The organism is Bordetella ansorpii, assembly GCF_900078315.1.
Lineage (GTDB): Bacteria > Pseudomonadota > Gammaproteobacteria > Burkholderiales > Burkholderiaceae_B > Bordetella > Bordetella ansorpii.
In genome coordinates, this window is the sequence record NZ_FKBS01000012.1 from 150,724 (window position 1) to 167,559 (window position 16,836).

16 protein-coding genes and 1 pseudogene are annotated in these 16,836 nt (G+C 66.9%); 7 read left to right on the forward strand and 10 right to left on the reverse strand.

Going from position 1 to position 16,836, the window contains the following annotated elements:
* Nucleotides 1-62: 62 nt before the first annotated feature.
* Nucleotides 63-2,339 carry an FdhF/YdeP family oxidoreductase gene (locus A7W11_RS05715; RefSeq protein ID WP_066409895.1) on the forward strand — a complete coding sequence of 759 codons (2,277 nt, stop codon included), beginning with the start codon at nt 63-65 and terminating at the stop codon, nt 2,337-2,339.
* A 104-nt stretch (nt 2,340-2,443) separates the two neighbouring features.
* Here the strand turns inward: A7W11_RS05715 and A7W11_RS05720 are convergent, their stop codons facing one another.
* From A7W11_RS05720 to A7W11_RS05740, 5 genes are all read right to left on the reverse strand, one after another.
* Complete coding sequence (locus A7W11_RS05720; RefSeq protein WP_066409903.1) at nt 2,444-3,340, reverse strand: nucleotidyl transferase AbiEii/AbiGii toxin family protein; 897 nt, start codon at nt 3,338-3,340, stop codon at nt 2,444-2,446.
* 26 nt (nt 3,341-3,366) lie between these two features.
* Nucleotides 3,367-3,903, reverse strand: coding sequence for a type IV toxin-antitoxin system AbiEi family antitoxin (abiEi, locus tag A7W11_RS05725; protein WP_066409907.1), 537 nt, complete (start codon nt 3,901-3,903; stop codon nt 3,367-3,369).
* Nucleotides 3,904-4,010: 107 nt separating this feature from the next.
* Entirely contained in the window at nt 4,011-4,751 is a 741-nt protein-coding gene (gene cuyB / locus A7W11_RS05730) for a cysteate racemase (RefSeq protein ID WP_066409910.1), read from the reverse strand.
* A 31-nt stretch (nt 4,752-4,782) separates the two neighbouring features.
* On the reverse strand, nt 4,783-6,231 hold the full coding sequence (locus A7W11_RS05735; RefSeq protein ID WP_066409913.1) for an N-acyl-D-amino-acid deacylase family protein: 1,449 nt from the start codon (nt 6,229-6,231) through the stop codon (nt 4,783-4,785).
* 16 nt (nt 6,232-6,247) lie between these two features.
* The gene (locus A7W11_RS05740) at nt 6,248-7,234 is read right to left on the reverse strand and encodes a Bug family tripartite tricarboxylate transporter substrate binding protein (RefSeq protein WP_173678809.1); all 987 of its coding nucleotides are present in this window, start codon (nt 7,232-7,234) and stop codon (nt 6,248-6,250) included.
* Between the two features lie 130 nt (nt 7,235-7,364).
* Here A7W11_RS05740 and A7W11_RS05745 point away from each other — a divergent pair, with 130 nt between their 5' ends.
* Nucleotides 7,365-8,297, forward strand: coding sequence for a LysR family transcriptional regulator (locus tag A7W11_RS05745; protein WP_066409916.1), 933 nt, complete (start codon nt 7,365-7,367; stop codon nt 8,295-8,297).
* 271 nt (nt 8,298-8,568) lie between these two features.
* Nucleotides 8,569-9,519, forward strand: coding sequence for an N-carbamoyl-D-amino-acid hydrolase (locus tag A7W11_RS05750; RefSeq protein ID WP_082887112.1), 951 nt, complete (start codon nt 8,569-8,571; stop codon nt 9,517-9,519).
* 176 nt (nt 9,520-9,695) lie between these two features.
* On the opposite strand, the gene A7W11_RS05755 is transcribed toward A7W11_RS05750, so the two are convergent.
* The 3 genes from A7W11_RS05755 to A7W11_RS05765 all read right to left on the reverse strand — a co-directional run bounded on the left by A7W11_RS05755 (nt 9,696) and on the right by A7W11_RS05765 (nt 11,720).
* The gene (locus tag A7W11_RS05755; RefSeq protein WP_066409923.1) at nt 9,696-10,307 is read right to left on the reverse strand and encodes a glutathione S-transferase family protein; all 612 of its coding nucleotides are present in this window, start codon (nt 10,305-10,307) and stop codon (nt 9,696-9,698) included.
* Between the two features lie 104 nt (nt 10,308-10,411).
* Nucleotides 10,412-11,308, reverse strand: coding sequence for a DMT family transporter (locus tag A7W11_RS05760; protein ID WP_066409927.1), 897 nt, complete (start codon nt 11,306-11,308; stop codon nt 10,412-10,414).
* Nucleotides 11,309-11,342: 34 nt separating this feature from the next.
* Nucleotides 11,343-11,720: a DUF423 domain-containing protein gene (locus tag A7W11_RS05765; protein WP_066409931.1), complete on the reverse strand. Its 378-nt coding sequence runs from the start codon at nt 11,718-11,720 to the stop codon at nt 11,343-11,345.
* A gap of 84 nt (nt 11,721-11,804) precedes the next feature.
* On the opposite strand from A7W11_RS05765, the gene A7W11_RS05770 reads away from it, so the two are divergent.
* Nucleotides 11,805-12,638: a MetQ/NlpA family ABC transporter substrate-binding protein gene (locus tag A7W11_RS05770; RefSeq protein ID WP_066409933.1), complete on the forward strand. Its 834-nt coding sequence runs from the start codon at nt 11,805-11,807 to the stop codon at nt 12,636-12,638.
* Nucleotides 12,639-12,752: 114 nt separating this feature from the next.
* On the opposite strand, the gene asd is transcribed toward A7W11_RS05770, so the two are convergent.
* Nucleotides 12,753-13,622 carry an archaetidylserine decarboxylase gene (gene asd, locus A7W11_RS05775; protein WP_066409934.1) on the reverse strand — a complete coding sequence of 290 codons (870 nt, stop codon included), beginning with the start codon at nt 13,620-13,622 and terminating at the stop codon, nt 12,753-12,755.
* A gap of 274 nt (nt 13,623-13,896) precedes the next feature.
* Nucleotides 13,897-14,352: pseudogene (locus A7W11_RS05780) on the reverse strand (hypothetical protein); the annotation flags it as partial.
* Nucleotides 14,353-14,603: 251 nt separating this feature from the next.
* On the opposite strand from A7W11_RS05780, the gene A7W11_RS05785 reads away from it, so the two are divergent.
* The 3 genes from A7W11_RS05785 (at nt 14,604) to A7W11_RS05795 (ending at nt 16,786) form a co-directional block, all read left to right on the forward strand.
* Nucleotides 14,604-15,239 carry a DUF2076 family protein gene (locus A7W11_RS05785; protein ID WP_066409939.1) on the forward strand — a complete coding sequence of 212 codons (636 nt, stop codon included), beginning with the start codon at nt 14,604-14,606 and terminating at the stop codon, nt 15,237-15,239.
* Between the two features lie 117 nt (nt 15,240-15,356).
* Nucleotides 15,357-16,073: a TerC family protein gene (locus A7W11_RS05790; RefSeq protein ID WP_066409940.1), complete on the forward strand. Its 717-nt coding sequence runs from the start codon at nt 15,357-15,359 to the stop codon at nt 16,071-16,073.
* A gap of 290 nt (nt 16,074-16,363) precedes the next feature.
* Nucleotides 16,364-16,786 carry a hypothetical protein gene (locus tag A7W11_RS05795; protein ID WP_066409946.1) on the forward strand — a complete coding sequence of 141 codons (423 nt, stop codon included), beginning with the start codon at nt 16,364-16,366 and terminating at the stop codon, nt 16,784-16,786.
* Nucleotides 16,787-16,836: the final 50 nt, after the last annotated feature.

The following is a 16,836-nucleotide window of genomic DNA, read 5'->3' on the forward strand; positions in this document are numbered from 1 at the left end:
TGACAGGCGCAGGAGTCCCTTGCACTTGAAGAAACCACCACTGCGCAAGCGCTCGTACAGTCATGGCAACCAAGCTACGTGAAGTCCCCGGCATTCGCCCCTACGATGGTCCCGCCGGCGGGTGGGGCGCACTCAAGGCCACCGCCCAGGCCGTCTACCAGCAGATGCAGGTGGTCGCGGCGCCCGGGGTGCTGATGCGTACCAACCAGCCCACCGGATTCGACTGCCCGGGCTGCGCCTGGCCGGACAAGGAACACCACTCGACCTTCCAATTTTGCGAGAACGGCGCCAAGGCGGTCACCTGGGAGGCCACCAGCAAGCGCGTGACGCCCGAGTTCTTCGCGCGGCACACGGTGACCGAGCTGCTGAAGCTGTCGGATCATCAGTTGGAGGACTTCGGCCGGCTGACGCACCCCATGGTCTATGACGCGGCCACCGACAAGTTCCATCCCATCGGCTGGGACGCGGCCTACGCACGCATCGGCCAGGCGTTGCGCGCCCTGGAATCGCCGGACCAGGCGGAGTTCTACGCCTCGGGCCGCGCCTCGAACGAGGCCGCCTACCTGTTCCAGCTGTTCGCGCGCGAATACGGCACGAACAACTTTCCCGATTGCTCGAACATGTGCCACGAGGCCACCAGCGTGGGCTTGCCGCAATCTATCGGCATCGGCAAGGGCACGGTGTCGCTGGACGACTTCGACCATGCCGAACTGATCCTGTCGATCGGCCACAATCCCGGCACCAACCATCCGCGCATGATGGGCACGCTGCACGAGGCAGCGCGCCGCAAGGTGCCGATCATCGTGTTCAACCCGATGCGCGAGCGGGCGCTGGAACGGTTCGCCGATCCGCAGAACATGGTCGAGATGGCGACGTTCCGGTCGACCGATATCGCCTCCACCTATTACCAGGTCAAGGCCGGTGGCGACGCGGCCGCGCTCAAGGGCATCATGAAGGCGCTGCTGGTGCTGGAAGACGAGCGCGGCGGCGTGCTGGACCATGACTTCATCGCCGAGCATACGTTGGGCTTCGATGCGCTGGCGGCCGACCTGCAAGCCACCGAATGGTCGGACATCGAGCGGGAAAGCGGCCTGCGCCGCGACGAGCTGGAGCAGGTCGCGGCCATTTATGCGACATCCAAGGCGACCATCGTCGCCTATGGCATGGGCATCACCCAGCACAACACCGGCACGGCCAACGTCAAGCTGATCGCCAACCTGCTGCTGTTGCGGGGCAATTTCGGCAAGCCCGGTGCGGGCATCTGCCCGCTGCGGGGCCATTCAAACGTGCAGGGCAACCGCACCGTCGGCATCACCGAAAAGCCGACCGAGAGTTTCCTCAAGCGCATCGAAGAGGTGTTCGGTTTCACGCCGCCGCGCGGCCATGGGCACGATGCGGTCAAGGCCATGGATGCCATGGTCGAGGGCAAGGCGCGGGCGCTGATCTGCCTGGGCGGCAACATTGCCGTGGCGCTGCCGGATCCCGAGCTGTGCTTCACGGCGATGAAGCAGTTGGCACTCAGCGTGCACCTGGGCACCAAGCTCAATCGTTCCCATCTGCTGGTGGGCCAGGAGACCTTCCTGCTGCCCGTGCTGGGACGCACCGAAGTGGACAGGCAGGCCAGCGGGCCGCAGTTCGTGACAGTGGAGGACTCGATGTCCATGGTCCACGCATCGGCGGGCAAGCTCGAGCCGGCGTCGGCGTTCCTGCGCTCGGAGACGGCCATCGTCGCCGGCATGGCCCGTGCGGCGTTGCCCGAAAGCCAGGTGGATTGGCTGGGATTGGCGACCGATTACGACCGGATCCGCGACCTGATCGAACGCACCATCCCCGGCTTCGACGACTACAACCGGCGCGTGCGCGTGCCCGGCGGTTTCCGCATGCCGCTGCCGCCGACCGAGCGCAAGTGGAACACGCCGTCGGGCAAGGCCATGTTCTCGGTGTTCGAAGGCGTGCGCGAGCGCTACGAACCCTGGCCCGACGACGTGCTGCGCCTGGTGACGATCCGCAGCCACGACCAGTACAACACCACCATCTATGGCATGGACGACCGCTACCGCGGCGTGTTCGGCCGCCGCGACGTGCTGTTCATGCACGAGGATGACCTGGCGGCCCATGGGCTGGAGCATGGCGACAAGGTGGATATCGAGACGGCCTCGGGCAAGCGCCGGTTGCGGATGGAGAACATCACGGCGATCCAGTACAGCATCGCGCGGGGATCGGTGGCCGCCTACTATCCCGAGGCCAACGTGCTGGTGCCGCTGGACTACATCGACCAGGACAGCGGCACGCCGTCGTACAAGTCGATTCCGGTGCGGATCCGCAAGTCCGGTACGTAACACGTTTGCCGATCGCGCAGGGCAATGGTCAAGGCGGCCCCTGGGCGGCGCCGCTTGGCAGGGATGCGCTCAGGCACTGCGCTTGGATACTCGGATTTCTTGTGTCAGGCTGACAGAAGCGGGCGTGCACACGTCGCCGCAGCGTCCAGATAGCGGCGCGCGATGCCAGGAATGGCGAGTTGGCTGGCCACGGTGTTGTCGACGAAGCGGCTCATTTCCCGGATGAAAGTCGTCTCGGCATCGGGGGAGGCCAAATGGTCTACGCGGGCCTGTAATGTCTGCCGGAAGGCGGCCGGCGACAGCCGATAGTCGGCCAGCTTGGCGGCGACCAGCGCGGGATCGAGGGCGACGGCGCGGTCGCGCAGAAATTTCAGGTCCCACACGTCGCGTGCCTTCAAATAAGGGCGTGCGCCCAGCGCGACCAATTTGTCAGCCAGGATTTCGGGCAATGTCTCCACGACGACCAGCATCTGGCGTAGCGGACCGGGCAGGTGGTCGTAGTTCACGGCCACGGGCATGAGGTCGCGCGTATGCGCGGGCACGCTGGCGACTTCGATATGGATGATCTGGCGTTGACCTGCGCTGGGATCGGGTTGTGGAATCTGCACACGGGCACGCCAGCGTGCGACGGCCACCTCTTCAGGCGCGGCAGGTTGGCCGTTGGCGTCCAGGCGTTCGCGCGATTTCGGGGGGCTGACGTCGACCTCCAGCCCGTAAGCCTCGCCAATTTCCCGTTGCAGCATGTCGCTGAAGGGGGCCATTTCAGCCGGGTCGAAATCCGCTCCCCCGACGAAGTCCAGATCCTCGGAATAACGATTGCCTTGATAGCACAATCGCAGCGACGTGCCTCCCTGAAACGTCAGGAGAGCGGCCGCGCCGCTCTGATTCAGGGCAAACAGGATTTCGTAATGCAGGATCTCCTTGATGATCGTGGCGACCGGTACGCGGCGCTGCGTGGCGTAGCGGCCAGCCAAGGCCAGTAGATCGTTGCGCGTGCGCATGGGTTCTCCTGAGGTCAGACGATGCACTACCCGACGCGAGCAACAAAGGTTGGGTCGACCAGGTCGAGATTGCGGCGGCTGCGGCGCAGGTCGCGCCATGCCTGTTCGGGCGTGGCGACCCAGAGTGTACGGGCAGCTTGCCAGGAAAGGTTCGGTTGCAGCTTGTCCGGCGCCTGGGTGGTGTGGGTGAATTCGATAGTGCCGTAGGGCGTGTCGAAAACCTGGCTGCGTCCGGTAGTGATGAGGGTCAGCCGCGACGGGATCTGAGATAGCAAGCCGGACTCGCTCAGTACCGATTCCAGGCTCAGGTAGTTCAGATCCCAGGGCCGCAGCCAAGGTACCAGTGCGCTGAGCAGATCGGCGGGAAGGCTCTGCGCGTGCGGGTTGATGTACAGGCCGCGCGCGATGCGCGCGACCAGGCCGTGGGCCTGGTGGGCGGCCAGGGCCTTGGCGCGGGCGCGGTCGTTACCGGGGAACAGCAGCTTCAGCGTGGTGGCCGTATAGGCCCAGAAGCCACGTTCGTCCCAGCGATTGAAAGTAGTGAGCAGGTCTTGGACGCGCATGGGTAGCCATCATGATGCATGGGCATCTATGACGGCATTTTAGGCATCCCTGCTTTTGCTGTACAGAAAAGGAACCTGGAAGTACAGTTTCTGTGTAGTCAGGGGACTCAGGCCAGGACCACGCCGGGTCGGCAATGCGCGATGGCGGCCAGGGCCAGGGCATCGATCGAGTCCGACAGCGGACCCAGGCCGGCGCGCAGCGCATGCGGGATGGCCAGCGGCAGTTCCGTGCAGCCCAGCACCACGGCGTCGGCGCCACGATCACGCAGAATGTTCACGCAACGCACGGCCGGTTCGATGGACGCTTCCATCCGGCCCGCCTTGACCGCGCGGATCGCGCCCATGCATTCCACTTCGACTTCTTCATCCGTCGGCACGATGCATTCGTAGCCGGCGGCTTCCAGGTGGCGCTGGTACAGGCCCAGCGCCAGCGTGGCGGTGGTGCCCATCAGGCCGATGCGGCCGCGGGGCACACCCTGGCGCACCAGGTCGTCGACCACCGATTGCACAATGTGCAGCACGGGCACCGACGCGGCGGCGGCCAGTTCGTCGTACCAGAGGTGCGCGGTGTTGCACGGAATGGCAATGACCTGCGAGCCCGCGGCTTCCAGGAAGCGGATACCTGCCTGCATGGCCGGCAGCGGGCTCGGACCGCCCGCCATGTGGGCGGTGCTGCGGTCCGGGATGCGCGGGTCGTTGCGCAGGATGACGGGGATGTGGGCCTGGTCGTTGGACGCGGGGGTCAGCGCCGCCACGCGCAGTGCGAACTGCGCGCCGGCCAGCGGGCCCATGCCGCCCAGGACGCCGAGATAGCCCTCGGAGGCGTTGTCGAAGATCGGTGCGTTCATAAGGGCGGTGATTTTACGCCTGTGCCTGCGTCTACGCCTGCGCCGTGGCGCGCGTCAGCACCTGGCCAGGCCTCGCGGCGCCCGTCGACTGGCCGTCCCAGACCTGCTGGCCGTTGACCCATACCGCGCCGATGCCGCGGCTGGCCTGCACCGGCGCCTCGAACGTGGCGGCGTCGGTGACGCGCTCGGGATCCAGCAGCACCAGGTCGGCCTGGTAGCCTTCGCGCAGCAGGCCGCGCTGCGCCAGGCCGTATTGTTCGGCGGCCAGGCCGGTCATCTTGTGGATGGCCTGTTCGAGCGTCAGCAGCTTCTGTTCGCGCACCATGCTGCCCAGCACGCGGGTGAAGGTGCCCCACTGGCGGGGGTGCGGATGCGGATCGAAGGGCAGGCCGTCGGAGCCGACCATCGTCAGCGGATGCTGGAAGATGCGGTTGACGTCGTCCTGGCTCATCAGGAAATAGATGGCGCCGGCGGGCGTCAGGCGCGCAAGCGTGGCTTCGTCGTCCAGGCCCAGTTCGGCCATCACGTCGGCGAAGTCGCGGCCGGTGGCCTCGGGATAGCCCTTGGACCACGTCACCATCGTGCGGCTGGCCAGGCGGACACGGTCCAGGCGCAGCATGGTCGAGGTGGCGGGATAGGGATGGCAATCCAGGCACACGGACTGGTTCGCGGCGGCGCGGGTGATGATGTCCAGCGTTTCGCGCGACCGGCCATGGTTGCGTTCGCCAGCCAGCTTGTGGTGCGAGAACACCACGCGGCAGTCCAGGGCGCGGCCGATCTCCAGCGCCTCTTCGACGGCGGGGACGATCTGGTCGCTTTCGTCGCGCAGATGGGTGGCGTAGATGCCCTTGACGCCGCGCAGCGGTTGTCCGACGTCGATGATTTCATCCGTCGGGGCGGCGGCCGCCGGCGGATAGAAGGTGCCGGTGGACATGCCGAAGGCGCCGGCCTGCAGGGCGTCATCCAGCAGTTGGCGCATGGCGATGCGCTCGGCCTCGTCGGCGGCGCGGCCGGTATCGCTCATGGCGGCCACGCGCAGCGTGGTGTGGCCGACCAGGGGAATGACGTTGACGGCGGCCGGGGTGGCGCGCAGCGCGTCCATCCAGTCGCCGAAGGTCTTGAAGCGGAACAGCTCGGCGGGGCCGAGCAAGTCCAGGGGCTGGGGCACCGGCGCCGTCACGGCGGGCGCCAGGCTGATGCCGCAGTTGCCGGTCACCACGGTGGTGATGCCCTGCGACACCTTGGGCAGCATGTCGGGATGCGCCAGCAGGTAGCCGTCATCGTGGGTGTGCGAATCGATGAAACCGGGCGCGAGCACTTGCCCGCTTCCATCGATCACCGGCACGTCCGGCGGTAAGTCGAACGTGCCGATACGGACGATGCGTCCGTTCGACACGGCCAGGTCGGCCCGGCGCGCGGGGGCGCCGGTGCCGTCGACCAGCATGGCGCCGGTCACGATGAAGTCTGCCTCCAGCCGCATGGTCTTCTTGCGTCCCTTAGTCCAGCTTTTCGATCTTGGCTTCGTCGATGATGCGCGCCCACTTGGCGGTTTCGTCGTTCATCAGCTTGGCGAACTGTTCCGGCGTGCCGCCGGCGGGTTCGGCGCCCAGGGCTTCCAGGCCGTCGATCACGGTCTTTTCCTTCAGGGCGTTCTGCATGGCGGTGTTCAGCGTGGCGATGCGGTCGGCCGGCGTGCCCTTGGGCGCGACGACGCCGCCCCAGGCCACGGTTTCATAGCCCTTCAGGCCGGCTTCGTCCAGGGTCGGCACGTCGGGCAGCAGGGCCAGGCGCTTCAGGCTGCTGACGCCCAGGGCGCGCAGCTTGCCGCTCTTGACCAGGGGCAGGGCTTCGGACGTGTTCGAGAACATGAAGTCCAGGCGGCCGCCCATCAGGTCCTGCAGCGCGGCGGGGCCGCCGTTGTACGGAATGAACATGACATCAACCTTGGCCATGCTCTTGAACAGTTCGCCGCCCATGTGGCCGGTGGTGCCGACGCCCGAGGCGCCGTAGGACATCAAGCCGGGCTTTTCCTTGGCGCGGTCGATCAGGTCCTGCACGCTCTTGACGGGCGAATCCGCCGGCACGATCAGCACGTTGTACAGGTTGAACAGGTGGGCGACGGGCGTCAGGTCGGCGTCGACGTCGTACGGCAGCTTCTTGAACAGCGAACGGTTCACGGCCAGCGTGTTGATGTTGCCGTAGCCGATCGTGTAGCCGTCGGCGGCGGCGCGCCTGATCTGCATGATGCCGATGTTGCCCGCGGCGCCCGGCTTGTTCTCGACCACGAAGGTGGCCTTCAGGTCCTTGGACAGCTGGTTGGTGAACAGGCGCGACAGCACGTCGGGCGAGCCGCCGGCAGCCGACGGCACGATGAACGTGACCGGCTTGCTGGGATAGGCTTCCTGGGCCTGGGCGCCCGTGGCGGCGAGCACCCCGGCGACGGCCAGCGCGGTCAGGCCGCGCTTGAAAAATTGATGCAGCATGTGTGCTTCCCCTCAAAAATGTTGCATTGCGAAGAAGCGCAGGTTATCACCCGGTCTGTTTGGCCGATTATCGAAAAATGTATAAAACCTATAATCCCGGGTTATCGATGCAATCAAAAGGAAATCAGGGATGGATGCGCTGGACGAGCCGCGTGACGAGGATGGATCGGCCGCGCGGCCGCTGAATCTGCGCCAGCTCGAAGTGTTCCGCGCCATCATGATGGCCGGCTCGATCAGTGCGGCGGGCAGGGCGCTGCATGTGTCCCAGCCCGCGCTCAGCCGCGTGCTGGCGCTGACCGAAAGCCGCCTGGGCTATCCCTTGTTCGAGCGCGTGCGCGGCAGGCTGTCGCCTACGCCCGAAGCGCGCCGCCTGTTCGCGGAGGTCGAGCAGGTATATGGGGGCATCCAGCGCGTGAATGACCTCGCCGCCAATCTGGGCCGCAAGGGCGCGGGCATGTTGCGGGTGGTGACCAGCGCCAGCTATGGCCAGCGGCTGGTGCCCCAGGCGCTGGCGCGGCTCTTGGCGCGCAATCCGCGGGCGCGGGTGGATTTCCGCAGCGCCACCTACGACGAACTGGTGGGCTATTTTCTGACGGGCCAGGCCGACCTGTCGATTTCGATGTCGCCGCCCGACCATCCCAGCCTCGATTCCGAGAAACTGGGCGAGCATGCGCTGGTATGTATCGTCCCGCCCGACCATCCCCTGGCGAAACACGACGTGATCCGGCCCGAGGATTTCACCTCGGGTGCGTGGATCGGTTATCCGCCCGGCACGCCGCTGGGCACCGCGTTGCGGTCGTTCTTCGGCGGGGAGCCTGTCATGCCGGCCGCCATCGAGGTGCATTCGCCCGTATCGGCCCTGGCCTGCGTACAGCAGGGGATCGGGCCGGCCATGGTGGACAGCACCTCGCTGGCCAAGATGCCGGCCGAAGTCACCGTGCGGCCGATCGAACCCACCGTGTCCGCGCCCGTCTGGGCCACCCAGTCGAATCTGACGCCGCTGCCCCTGCTGGGACGTCGCTTCCTGGACGCCTTGCGCGCGGTGCTGGCCAAGCCCGCCTGAAAACGCGCGTCTTCGCCGCCAATACGGTTTTTTGCCGCCGCCGTTTGCGCGGCGGTAAACCTTTTGTCATCTCCCGCATCCAATTCCCGGCCGGTTCCGTATCTGGGACCAGGCTGGCGAATAGCCATCGAATTTTGTGGGTATTGCATAACCTGCCGGTATCGCGGCAGAGAGAGCGGGTTTTCAGAAGGGCGCGGCCGGGGTTTTACGGCGGCCGCGACACTTGGCATGCTGCGCGCTTGCCGAGATAACGCACTCAAGGGAGAACGAGATGGCAGACAAGCGCAAGATGGGATTGGCCGTGGCGCAGATGGGGCCGGTGCATCTGGCCGACACGCGGGCGATGGTCGTGAAGCGCCTGCGCGACATGCTGGCCGAGGCCCATGGCCGGGGCGCCAGGATGGTGGTGTTCCCGGAACTGGCGCTGACCACGTTCTTCCCGCGCTACTGGATGGAAGAGCGCGAGGCCCAGGCCCGCTTCTTCGAGGCCACGATGCCCAACGCCGACGTGCAGCCGCTGTTCGACGACGCGCGCCGCCTGGGCGTGGGCTTCTACCTGGGCTATGCCGAGCTGACTCCCCAGGGCGTGCCGTACAACACGGCGATCCTGGTGGACGAGACCGGCAAGATCGTCGGCAAGTACCGCAAGATCCACCTGCCGGGCCATGACGACCACAAGCCCGACGCGCCGTTCCAGCATCTGGAGAAGAAGTTCTTCCAGGTAGGCGACGAGCCCTTCGGCGTGTGGGATACGATGGGCGCGCGCATCGGCATGGCCCTGTGCAACGATCGCCGCTGGCCCGAGACCTGGCGCATGATGTCGCTGCAAAGCGCCGAGATCGTCGTGCTGGGCTACAACACGCCGTCGCTGAACATCCACTGGCCCGAGCCCGTGCACCTGCGCATGCATCACCACCTGATCACGCTGCAGGCCAGCGCCTACCAGAACTGCGTGTGGGCCGCTGCCGCCGCCAAGTGCGGCGCCGAGGACGGCTTCCACATGATCGGCGGTTCGGTCATCGTGGCGCCCACCGGCGAGATCGCGGCGCAGGCCGTCACCGAGGACGACGAGGTGCTGGTGGTCAACGCCGACCTGGGCCTGGGCGACACCTTCCGCAAGAACGTGTTCGACTTCGCGCGTCACCGCCGTCCCGAACACTATTCGCTGATTACCGAGCGCGTGGGCCCCGGCGCCGCGCTGCCGCGCAATCTGATCGAATGACAGGTTGTACGCCGCCGTCCGGGCACGGCCGGCGGCGTATCGAAAAAGCAAGGCAATAAAGGCAGTCAAGCAAGGCGAAAGCAGCACCCGCAGTAAAGCAAGGCAATAAAAAAGAAAACGGCCGGGCATCATGCCCGGCCGTTATTCTTTGCGCGGCCTGAAAACAGGCGTGGGTATTATTCCAGGCCTTCTTCCTTCAGTGCGGCCTGCACGGCCGGATCGGCCTTCATGCGCTGGAAGTGGGCGGCGATATTGTCCAGCCCGCTCAGGTCGACCTGCTTGGCATGCGCCCAGCGCAGCACCACGAACAGATAGGCATCGGCGGCGCAGGGCTTGTCGGCGGCCAGGTAATCGCGGCCCTTCAACTGGGTGTCGAGCACCGTGAACAGGTGGCGCAGCATCTTGGCGGCCGAGGCGCGCAGTTCGTCCTGGGCGGCGTCGGCAGCCACGTAGCGCGGGGCGCCGAACAGGACCGAGAACGTCTTGTGCACGTCAGAGTTGATGAAGGCCAGCCAGCGGCGGGCTTCGGCGCGGCCGCGCGGCGAGTCATTGCCCAGCAGGCCCGCCTTGGGCGCCTTCTCGTTCAGGTATTCGAGGATGGCGATGTTCTGCGTCAGCACCCAGCCGTCGTCTTCCAGGGCCGGCACGGCGCCCATCGGGTTGATCGCCAGGAAATCGGTCTTCAGTTTGTCGCGCTCGACCGCGTGCAGTTCGCAGGGCAGGCCGGCCCACTTCACGGCGATGTGGATGGTCAGCGAGCAGGCGCCGGGCAGGTAGTACAGCTTCATGGAGGGATCCCCTTTGGCGGTGGCAATCGTGTTGGCAATACCGCCCGCTATGGTACGCCTGCGGGATGCTGTTTGCATGGCGGGCAATGGGTGGGCCAGGCCTGTTACGCCGCGCCGCCCGCGCGTTTCTGGCGAGGCCGGGCCTCGCGCCAGGCGATGTAGATGCCGCTGCCGGCGATGAAGATCGCGCCCAGGCAAACCGCCAGCCCCGGCGCATCGCGCCAGATCAGCCAGCCCAGCAGCGTGGCCCACAGCAGTCCGGTGTAGTCGTAGGGCGCGACCACCGACGCCGGACCGATGCGGAAGCCCTGCGTGATGAATGTGAGGCCCAGCGTGCTGAACAGCGCCACCGCACCGAAACGCGGCAGGTCGCCCCATTGCACCGGCGCCCAGAACCAGGGCGCCAGGACGGCGCTGGCCACCAGTTGCGCGGCCACGATGTAGAACATGGTGGTCAGCATGCCTTCGGCGCTGCTGATGGCGCGCGCGGTGATCATCATGACGGCGTACAGCACGGCGGTGGTCAGCGGCAGCAGCGCCGCTGGCTGGAAACTGGCCGCGCCCGGCTGCACGATGACCAGCACGCCGGCGAACCCCGCCGCCACGGCGATCCACTGTGGGCCGTCGACGCGCTCTTTCAGGAACAGCACCGACAGGGCCGTGACGAACATGGGCGCGGCGTACGAAATGGCGGTGGCTTCGGCCAGGGGCATGGCCGCCAGGCCCAGGTAGAAACAGCCCGCCGACACCACGTTGATGGCGCCGCGGCCCAGGTGCAGCCAGGGATGCTGCGTGCGCAGCGCCCGGCGTCCGCCCAGACTCGTGGTGAGCGCCAGCACGAAGGGCAGGGCGATCAGGGCGCGCAGGAAGAGGATCTGCGGCGGGCTGTAGTGCTCGCCCAGCAGCTTGGCCGTGGCGTCGCTGATGGTCAGGAACAGGATGCCCACGGCCACGCAGGCAATGCCCGCCATCGGCGAGCGTTGCGCGGGGGAGAGGGTCATCGCGTCACCGGAAGGGCAATGCCGTGACGCGTCATCATGCGGGCGCCCGCCAGGCGGCCCACGCCACCATGGCCCAGGCGGCCAGGAAGGCCACGCCGCCCAGGGGCGTGACGGCGCCCAGCCAGCGCGTGCCGGTCAGGGCCAGCACGTACAGGCTGCCGCAGAACAGCACGATGCCCACGAACATGGCCACGCCCGCAGCGGACAGCAGCGGCGAGCCGTAACGCGCCAGCAGCAGGGCCACGACGAACAGGCCCAGGGCGTGCACCAGGTGATACAGCACACCGGTCTGCCACACCGCCATCAGGTCTTGCGACAGGACGCCGCGCAGGCCGTGGGCACCGAACGCGCCCGCGCCCACGGCGGCGATCATGTTCAGGGCGGCGAGGGCGACGAGTTGTCTGTCGTTCATGAGGGAAATCCAGGGTGGCGAGGCTCAAGCCGCCTATGATAGCGGGATCGGGCAGCCCGCTCTTTCACTTCCCCGGGAAATTTCATGTCGCGTGTCCATTCCTTCCTGAACCGTCTTGGACTTGCCGCCGCCTTGTTCGCGATGGGCGCTGGCGCGCAGGCGGCGTCGCCCACGCCGCCGTTGCGCATCGGGGTGATCGCCAGCGTGGCCAACCAGGCGACCGAGCAGGCTATCGAAGAGGCGCGCAAGCAGGGCCTGGAGGTAAAACTGGTGGAATTCAGCGACTGGGTGCTGCCCAACATCGCGGTGGCCGACGGCTCGATCGACGCCAACTTCTTCCAGCACGAGCCTTTCCTGCAACTGTTCAACAAGAGTCGGGGCGCCGGGCTGGTGCCGGTGGCGTATGGCTACTCGACCACCATCGGGCTGTTCTCGAAGAAGCTGAAGCGGGGCGACGCGGTGCCCGAGGGCGCGACCATCGCCGTGCCCAACGACCCGGTGAACACGGGGCGCGCCTTGCTGCTGCTGCAGTCGATCGGCCTGGTGAAGCTGCGTGAAGGCACGGGCCACCAGGCCACGCTGCAGGACGTCGTGGCCAATCCGCGCAAGCTGCGGCTGGTGCAGCTGGAAGGCTCGCAATCGGCGCGCACGTTCGACGACGTGACGGCCTCGGTCACCTACACGACCTTTGCCAAGCACGCGGGCATCGACGAAAAGGATGGCCTGGCCTTCGACAACACCGATCCGGACACCGTGAAGCGCTATGCCATCCGCTGGGTGGCCCGCGCCGACCGCGCCGAGGATCCGCGCCTGCGCCAGTTCATCAAGATCTACCAGGGGTCGCCGCAGGTGAAGGCCACGCTGCGCAAGCTGTATGGCGACCTGATCGATTTTCCCTGGGAAGCGCCGGCGCGTTGAGGCCAGAGGATGACCCGCCCGCTTGACGGCAGGTGTTGACGTCAGCGCGATGAGCGGGCCGGCGTTCCGGTCCTGTGGACGCCGTGCCAGCGCCACCTGAACGGCGGCAGGCCGTCAGGCGGGCAGGCCGAGCAATTCGCCCATGCGCACCGCATGGCCCGCCACGGCGGTATCGCCGGCCCAGCGCACGCGATCCTTGCCGAACAGCACGACCACGGTCGACCCCAGCAGGAAGCGGCCCATCTCGGCGCCCTTGTCCAGACGCACGGGAATGGGCGCGGCAGGATCGTAGCGGGTGGTTTCCACCTGGTTACGGTGCGGCGCGATGCGGCCGGCCCATACGGTTTCCACGGAGCCGACGATCATCGCTCCCACCAGCACCAGCGCCATCGGACCGTATGCCTCGGTGTCGAAGATGCAGACCACGCGCTCGTTGCGCGCGAACAGGTCCGGCACGTTGCGGGCGGTCAGCGGGTTGACCGAGAACAGCCGGCCCGGCACGTAGATCATCTCGCGCAGCGTGCCTGCCGCCGGCATGTGCACGCGGTGGTAGTCGCGCGGCGACAGGTAGATGGTGGCGAACGATCCGCCTTCGAAGGGTTGCGCGCGCGCGGCGTCGCCGCCCAGCAGGTCGGTCAGGCCGAACGAGTGGCCCTTGGCCTGGAAAATCCGGCCCTGCTCGATGGCGCCCAGCTGGCTGATGCCGCCGTCGGCCGGACAGAGCACGGCGCCAGGCGCATTCGAGGCCGGACGCGCGCCGTTTTTCAGGGCACGGGTGAAGAAGGCATTGAAGTTCTCGTAGGCCAGGGGGTCTTCGAGCAGCGCCTCGCTCATGTTGACCCCGTAGTCGCGCACGAAATTGCCGATCAGCCGGTTTTTCAGCCAGGGCGTCCGGTTCTCGGCGAGCACGCCGGCCAGGCGCGAGACCAGGTGGTGAGGCGCCAGGCGCTGGCTGGCCAGGAAGATCGAGTCTTTGATGGGCATAGGAGTCATGGACGGCGCGGTGAAGGCGCCCAACCCGGCAGTGTAACGTGGGCAGCCTGTAGAGGCACGGCCAGTCTGGTCAGGTGCCGTCCAGGGACAGTCTGCTCGCCGTGGCGCCACCACGGCTGCGCTTCGCGCCTTGCCATCCGCACGTCTTCGTTCGCACCGATAATCAGGGTTCCAGTGCGTCGGTCGGCTGCGCTGCGAGCGGCTGCGTGGCCGCCGCCTGGATGTCGTCCTCGGGCAGTGTGTTGCCGCTGGCGAAACGGTCGGCCAGGTACTCGATCTGCGCGTCGCGTGGGATCTTGGTGATGCGTTCGCGCTGGATCTGGCGGCCGATCAGGATGGGACGGCGAGCCGCCGCGTTCTGCAGCAGCACCGACAGCACACAGCCCTTGTCCTGGATCCAGTTGGGCTTGCCGCGCAGCAGGCGCAGGGCAGTGTCGGGCGTGCCCATGCGGAAGGTCATGCCGCTGAATTGCGTGGCGCTGCGTCCGTCGAACTGCATGGGAGGCAGGTCGGTGATGGCGGCTGCGTCGAGATTGTTCGTTTCGTGCTGGACACGGTAGACGAACTGGAAACCGCTTTGCGGGTCCCTGACGACGATGAGCTTCTCGGAACCCGACACGTCGGACAGCATGCCGACCACGACGGATTCGACGAGCTGGTTGCCGCGTTGTTCTTCGGTGTAGACGAAGATGGTGCGCGTGGGGCTTGCGTTATTGCTCATTGGACTCGCTTTCAGGGAGGCGGGCGTGTGACGAATGTGCCGGCTCGGCAATTCTAGCGTGAATCTGTAAAAGTGTAACCAATTTTGCCAAAAAAGGGCGGCGCGATCGGCCCGTGGGATTGGCGGAACTTTCCCGCAGCCGAAAGCTCATATTCAGGTTTCTGTCAGAAAGGCTAAACTGGCGCCCTTTGGCGGTGCCGGGGCGGCCGACCCACGGCGGCAGTTGCCGGGAAGCATATAAGGAGTCTTTCATGAATCAACAGGACCGCGACGCGATCGAGAGCATTTTCACCCGCCTGCAGGAAGTCGAGCGCCAAGGGGCGCCTCGCGACGGAGAGGCCGAACGCTATATCGGCGACCGGCTGGCCGCCCAGCCCGGTTCGGCGTACTACCTGGCACAAACCGTCATGGTGCAGGAGCAGGCCCTGAAGGCGGCGCAGCAGCGCATCGCCCAACTCGAGGCCGGCCAACAAGGCCAGGGCGCCGAGTCGGGCCGCGGCTTCGCGCCGCCGGGCGGCTCTCAGGGCTTTGGCCGCAATGTCGGTGCGCTGGGCGAGCGTGGCGGCGCCACGCCGGGCATGGGCTTCGGCGCCGCGCCAGGCGCCGCGGCGCCGGCTGCTCCGGCCAGCGGCCTGTCGGCGGGCTTCGGCCGCAGCGCCGGTGGCGGCGGCGGTTTCCTGGCGGGCGCCATGCAGACGGCCGTGGGCGTGGCTGGCGGCATGATGCTGGGCAGCTTGCTGGGCGGCATGTTCGGCGGCAACGAGGCCCATGCCGCGCAAGCGCCGGCCGAACCCGCGCCCGACGCCGCTGCCGATGAGGCCGCCAACGACCAATCGGGTCATGACGACGGCGGCTTCGACGACGGCGGCGGTTTCGACGACATCTGATTTCGCGGGTGCGCTTTGGCAGGAAACTGTCCGGCGTGCCCGTGTCTTGCGGCCGGCCGCCGTGGCGCAGGCCGGTCGATCCATCTCACAAGCACAAGATATTCCGGGAGGTAAGACGTGCTCGAGTTTCTCCAGACCCTGAGCTGGGCAGCGGTATTCCAGATCATTCTCATCGACATCCTGCTGGGCGGGGACAACGCGGTGGTCATCGCGCTGGCCTGCCGCAACCTCCAGCCCAAGCAGCGCATGCAGGGCATTCTGTGGGGCACGGCCGGCGCCATCGGCCTGCGCGTGGTGCTCATCGCCTTCGCACTGACGCTGCTGACCATCCCCTACCTGAAGGTCGTGGGCGCGCTGCTGTTGCTGTGGGTGGGCGTGAAACTGCTGATTCCCGAGGACGAGAACCATGAGGTCAAGGGCGGGGCTTCGATCTGGGGCGCGGTCAAGACCATCATCGTGGCCGACTTCGTCATGAGCCTGGACAACGTCATCGCCATCGCCGGCGCCGCGCAGGGCGCGGACCCGGATCACCAGATCGGCCTGGTGATCTTCGGCCTGGTCATCAGCGTGCCCATCATCATCTGGGGCAGCACGCTGGTCCTGAAGCTGATCGACCGCTATCCGCTGGTGATCACCTTCGGTGCCGCGCTGCTGGGCTGGATCGCCGGCGGCATGCTGGTCACCGATGTGGTCGTGGTCCAGCACTTCGGCGAAGTGTCGGGCGTCGCGAAGATCGCCGCTGAAGTCATCGGCGCGCTGCTGGTGGTGGGCCTGGGCCGTTTCTTCGCCAGCCGCAAGAAGTCGGTGGCCGTCGAGGCCCCCAGGTCGGCTTGATGCCGAGGGCCGGCGGCGCTCGCCGCCGGCACGCCTGAGCACGTCGCGGGGCCGCTGGGCCCCGATATACGGGCGGTTCGTCTTTGGGCGAACCGCCCGTTTCGTTATCGGGCGAAGATCGCCCATGCACCGGGCGGCATTCTGAAGGCCATTATTTGCATGCGCCGGTAAATTCCTCAGGAATCCGGCGCCGCAGCCTGCGGGCCTCCCGGTTTTCCCGGGGAAAAGCCCTCGTGGGCACAGGACTTGCGAATACGGGTGTTCCGTTAAATCTCCCAAGGAGCCTGCTCATGAGATCCCGGAAATATCTGAATGAGGTCCTCGCTGCTGCCATGGTCGCTGGCGGCCTGATGATGGGCGGCGCCGCCGTCGCGCAGACCTCCTCGACGCAACCCACTGCCAGTCCGCCATTCTCGCCGTCCATGACGCCGAACGATTCGACGGCCACGCAGCCGGGCACCCCACCCGCGCCGGGCCGCCAACCGGCAGCCCCGACCGACGCGCCGGCCGGCGGCCCGCCCACGCAGGGCCAGAGCAGCACGGGCACGTGGTCGTCCAGCAATAACGCCCACATGACCGGCCAGGGCACGCCCACCAGCGGCACGACGATGGCCCCGCGTCACCGCGAAATCAACGACAATCTGCCGACTCGCCAGAATAACCAGGGTGGCTCGCCTCCCGCGGGCTATCCGAATACCGGCGGTTCGAAGTAACGCCCCGGTGGGCGCTGGCGGATGCCCTCCGCCACGCCATGAGAATGGCG

Coding starts and splice junctions, on each gene's coding strand:
- A7W11_RS05715 (WP_066409895.1), top strand. CDS start 63: ATGGCAACCAAGCTACGTGAAGTCCCCGGCATTCGCCCCTACGATGGT.
- A7W11_RS05720 (WP_066409903.1), bottom strand. CDS start 3,340: ATGCGCACGCGCAACGATCTACTGGCCTTGGCTGGCCGCTACGCCACG.
- abiEi (WP_066409907.1), bottom strand. CDS start 3,903: ATGCGCGTCCAAGACCTGCTCACTACTTTCAATCGCTGGGACGAACGT.
- cuyB (WP_066409910.1), bottom strand. CDS start 4,751: ATGAACGCACCGATCTTCGACAACGCCTCCGAGGGCTATCTCGGCGTC.
- A7W11_RS05735 (WP_066409913.1), bottom strand. CDS start 6,231: ATGCGGCTGGAGGCAGACTTCATCGTGACCGGCGCCATGCTGGTCGAC.
- A7W11_RS05740 (WP_173678809.1), bottom strand. CDS start 7,234: ATGCTGCATCAATTTTTCAAGCGCGGCCTGACCGCGCTGGCCGTCGCC.
- A7W11_RS05745 (WP_066409916.1), top strand. CDS start 7,365: ATGGATGCGCTGGACGAGCCGCGTGACGAGGATGGATCGGCCGCGCGG.
- A7W11_RS05750 (WP_082887112.1), top strand. CDS start 8,569: ATGGCAGACAAGCGCAAGATGGGATTGGCCGTGGCGCAGATGGGGCCG.
- A7W11_RS05755 (WP_066409923.1), bottom strand. CDS start 10,307: ATGAAGCTGTACTACCTGCCCGGCGCCTGCTCGCTGACCATCCACATC.
- A7W11_RS05760 (WP_066409927.1), bottom strand. CDS start 11,308: ATGACCCTCTCCCCCGCGCAACGCTCGCCGATGGCGGGCATTGCCTGC.
- A7W11_RS05765 (WP_066409931.1), bottom strand. CDS start 11,720: ATGAACGACAGACAACTCGTCGCCCTCGCCGCCCTGAACATGATCGCC.
- A7W11_RS05770 (WP_066409933.1), top strand. CDS start 11,805: ATGTCGCGTGTCCATTCCTTCCTGAACCGTCTTGGACTTGCCGCCGCC.
- asd (WP_066409934.1), bottom strand. CDS start 13,622: ATGCCCATCAAAGACTCGATCTTCCTGGCCAGCCAGCGCCTGGCGCCT.
- A7W11_RS05785 (WP_066409939.1), top strand. CDS start 14,604: ATGAATCAACAGGACCGCGACGCGATCGAGAGCATTTTCACCCGCCTG.
- A7W11_RS05795 (WP_066409946.1), top strand. CDS start 16,364: ATGAGATCCCGGAAATATCTGAATGAGGTCCTCGCTGCTGCCATGGTC.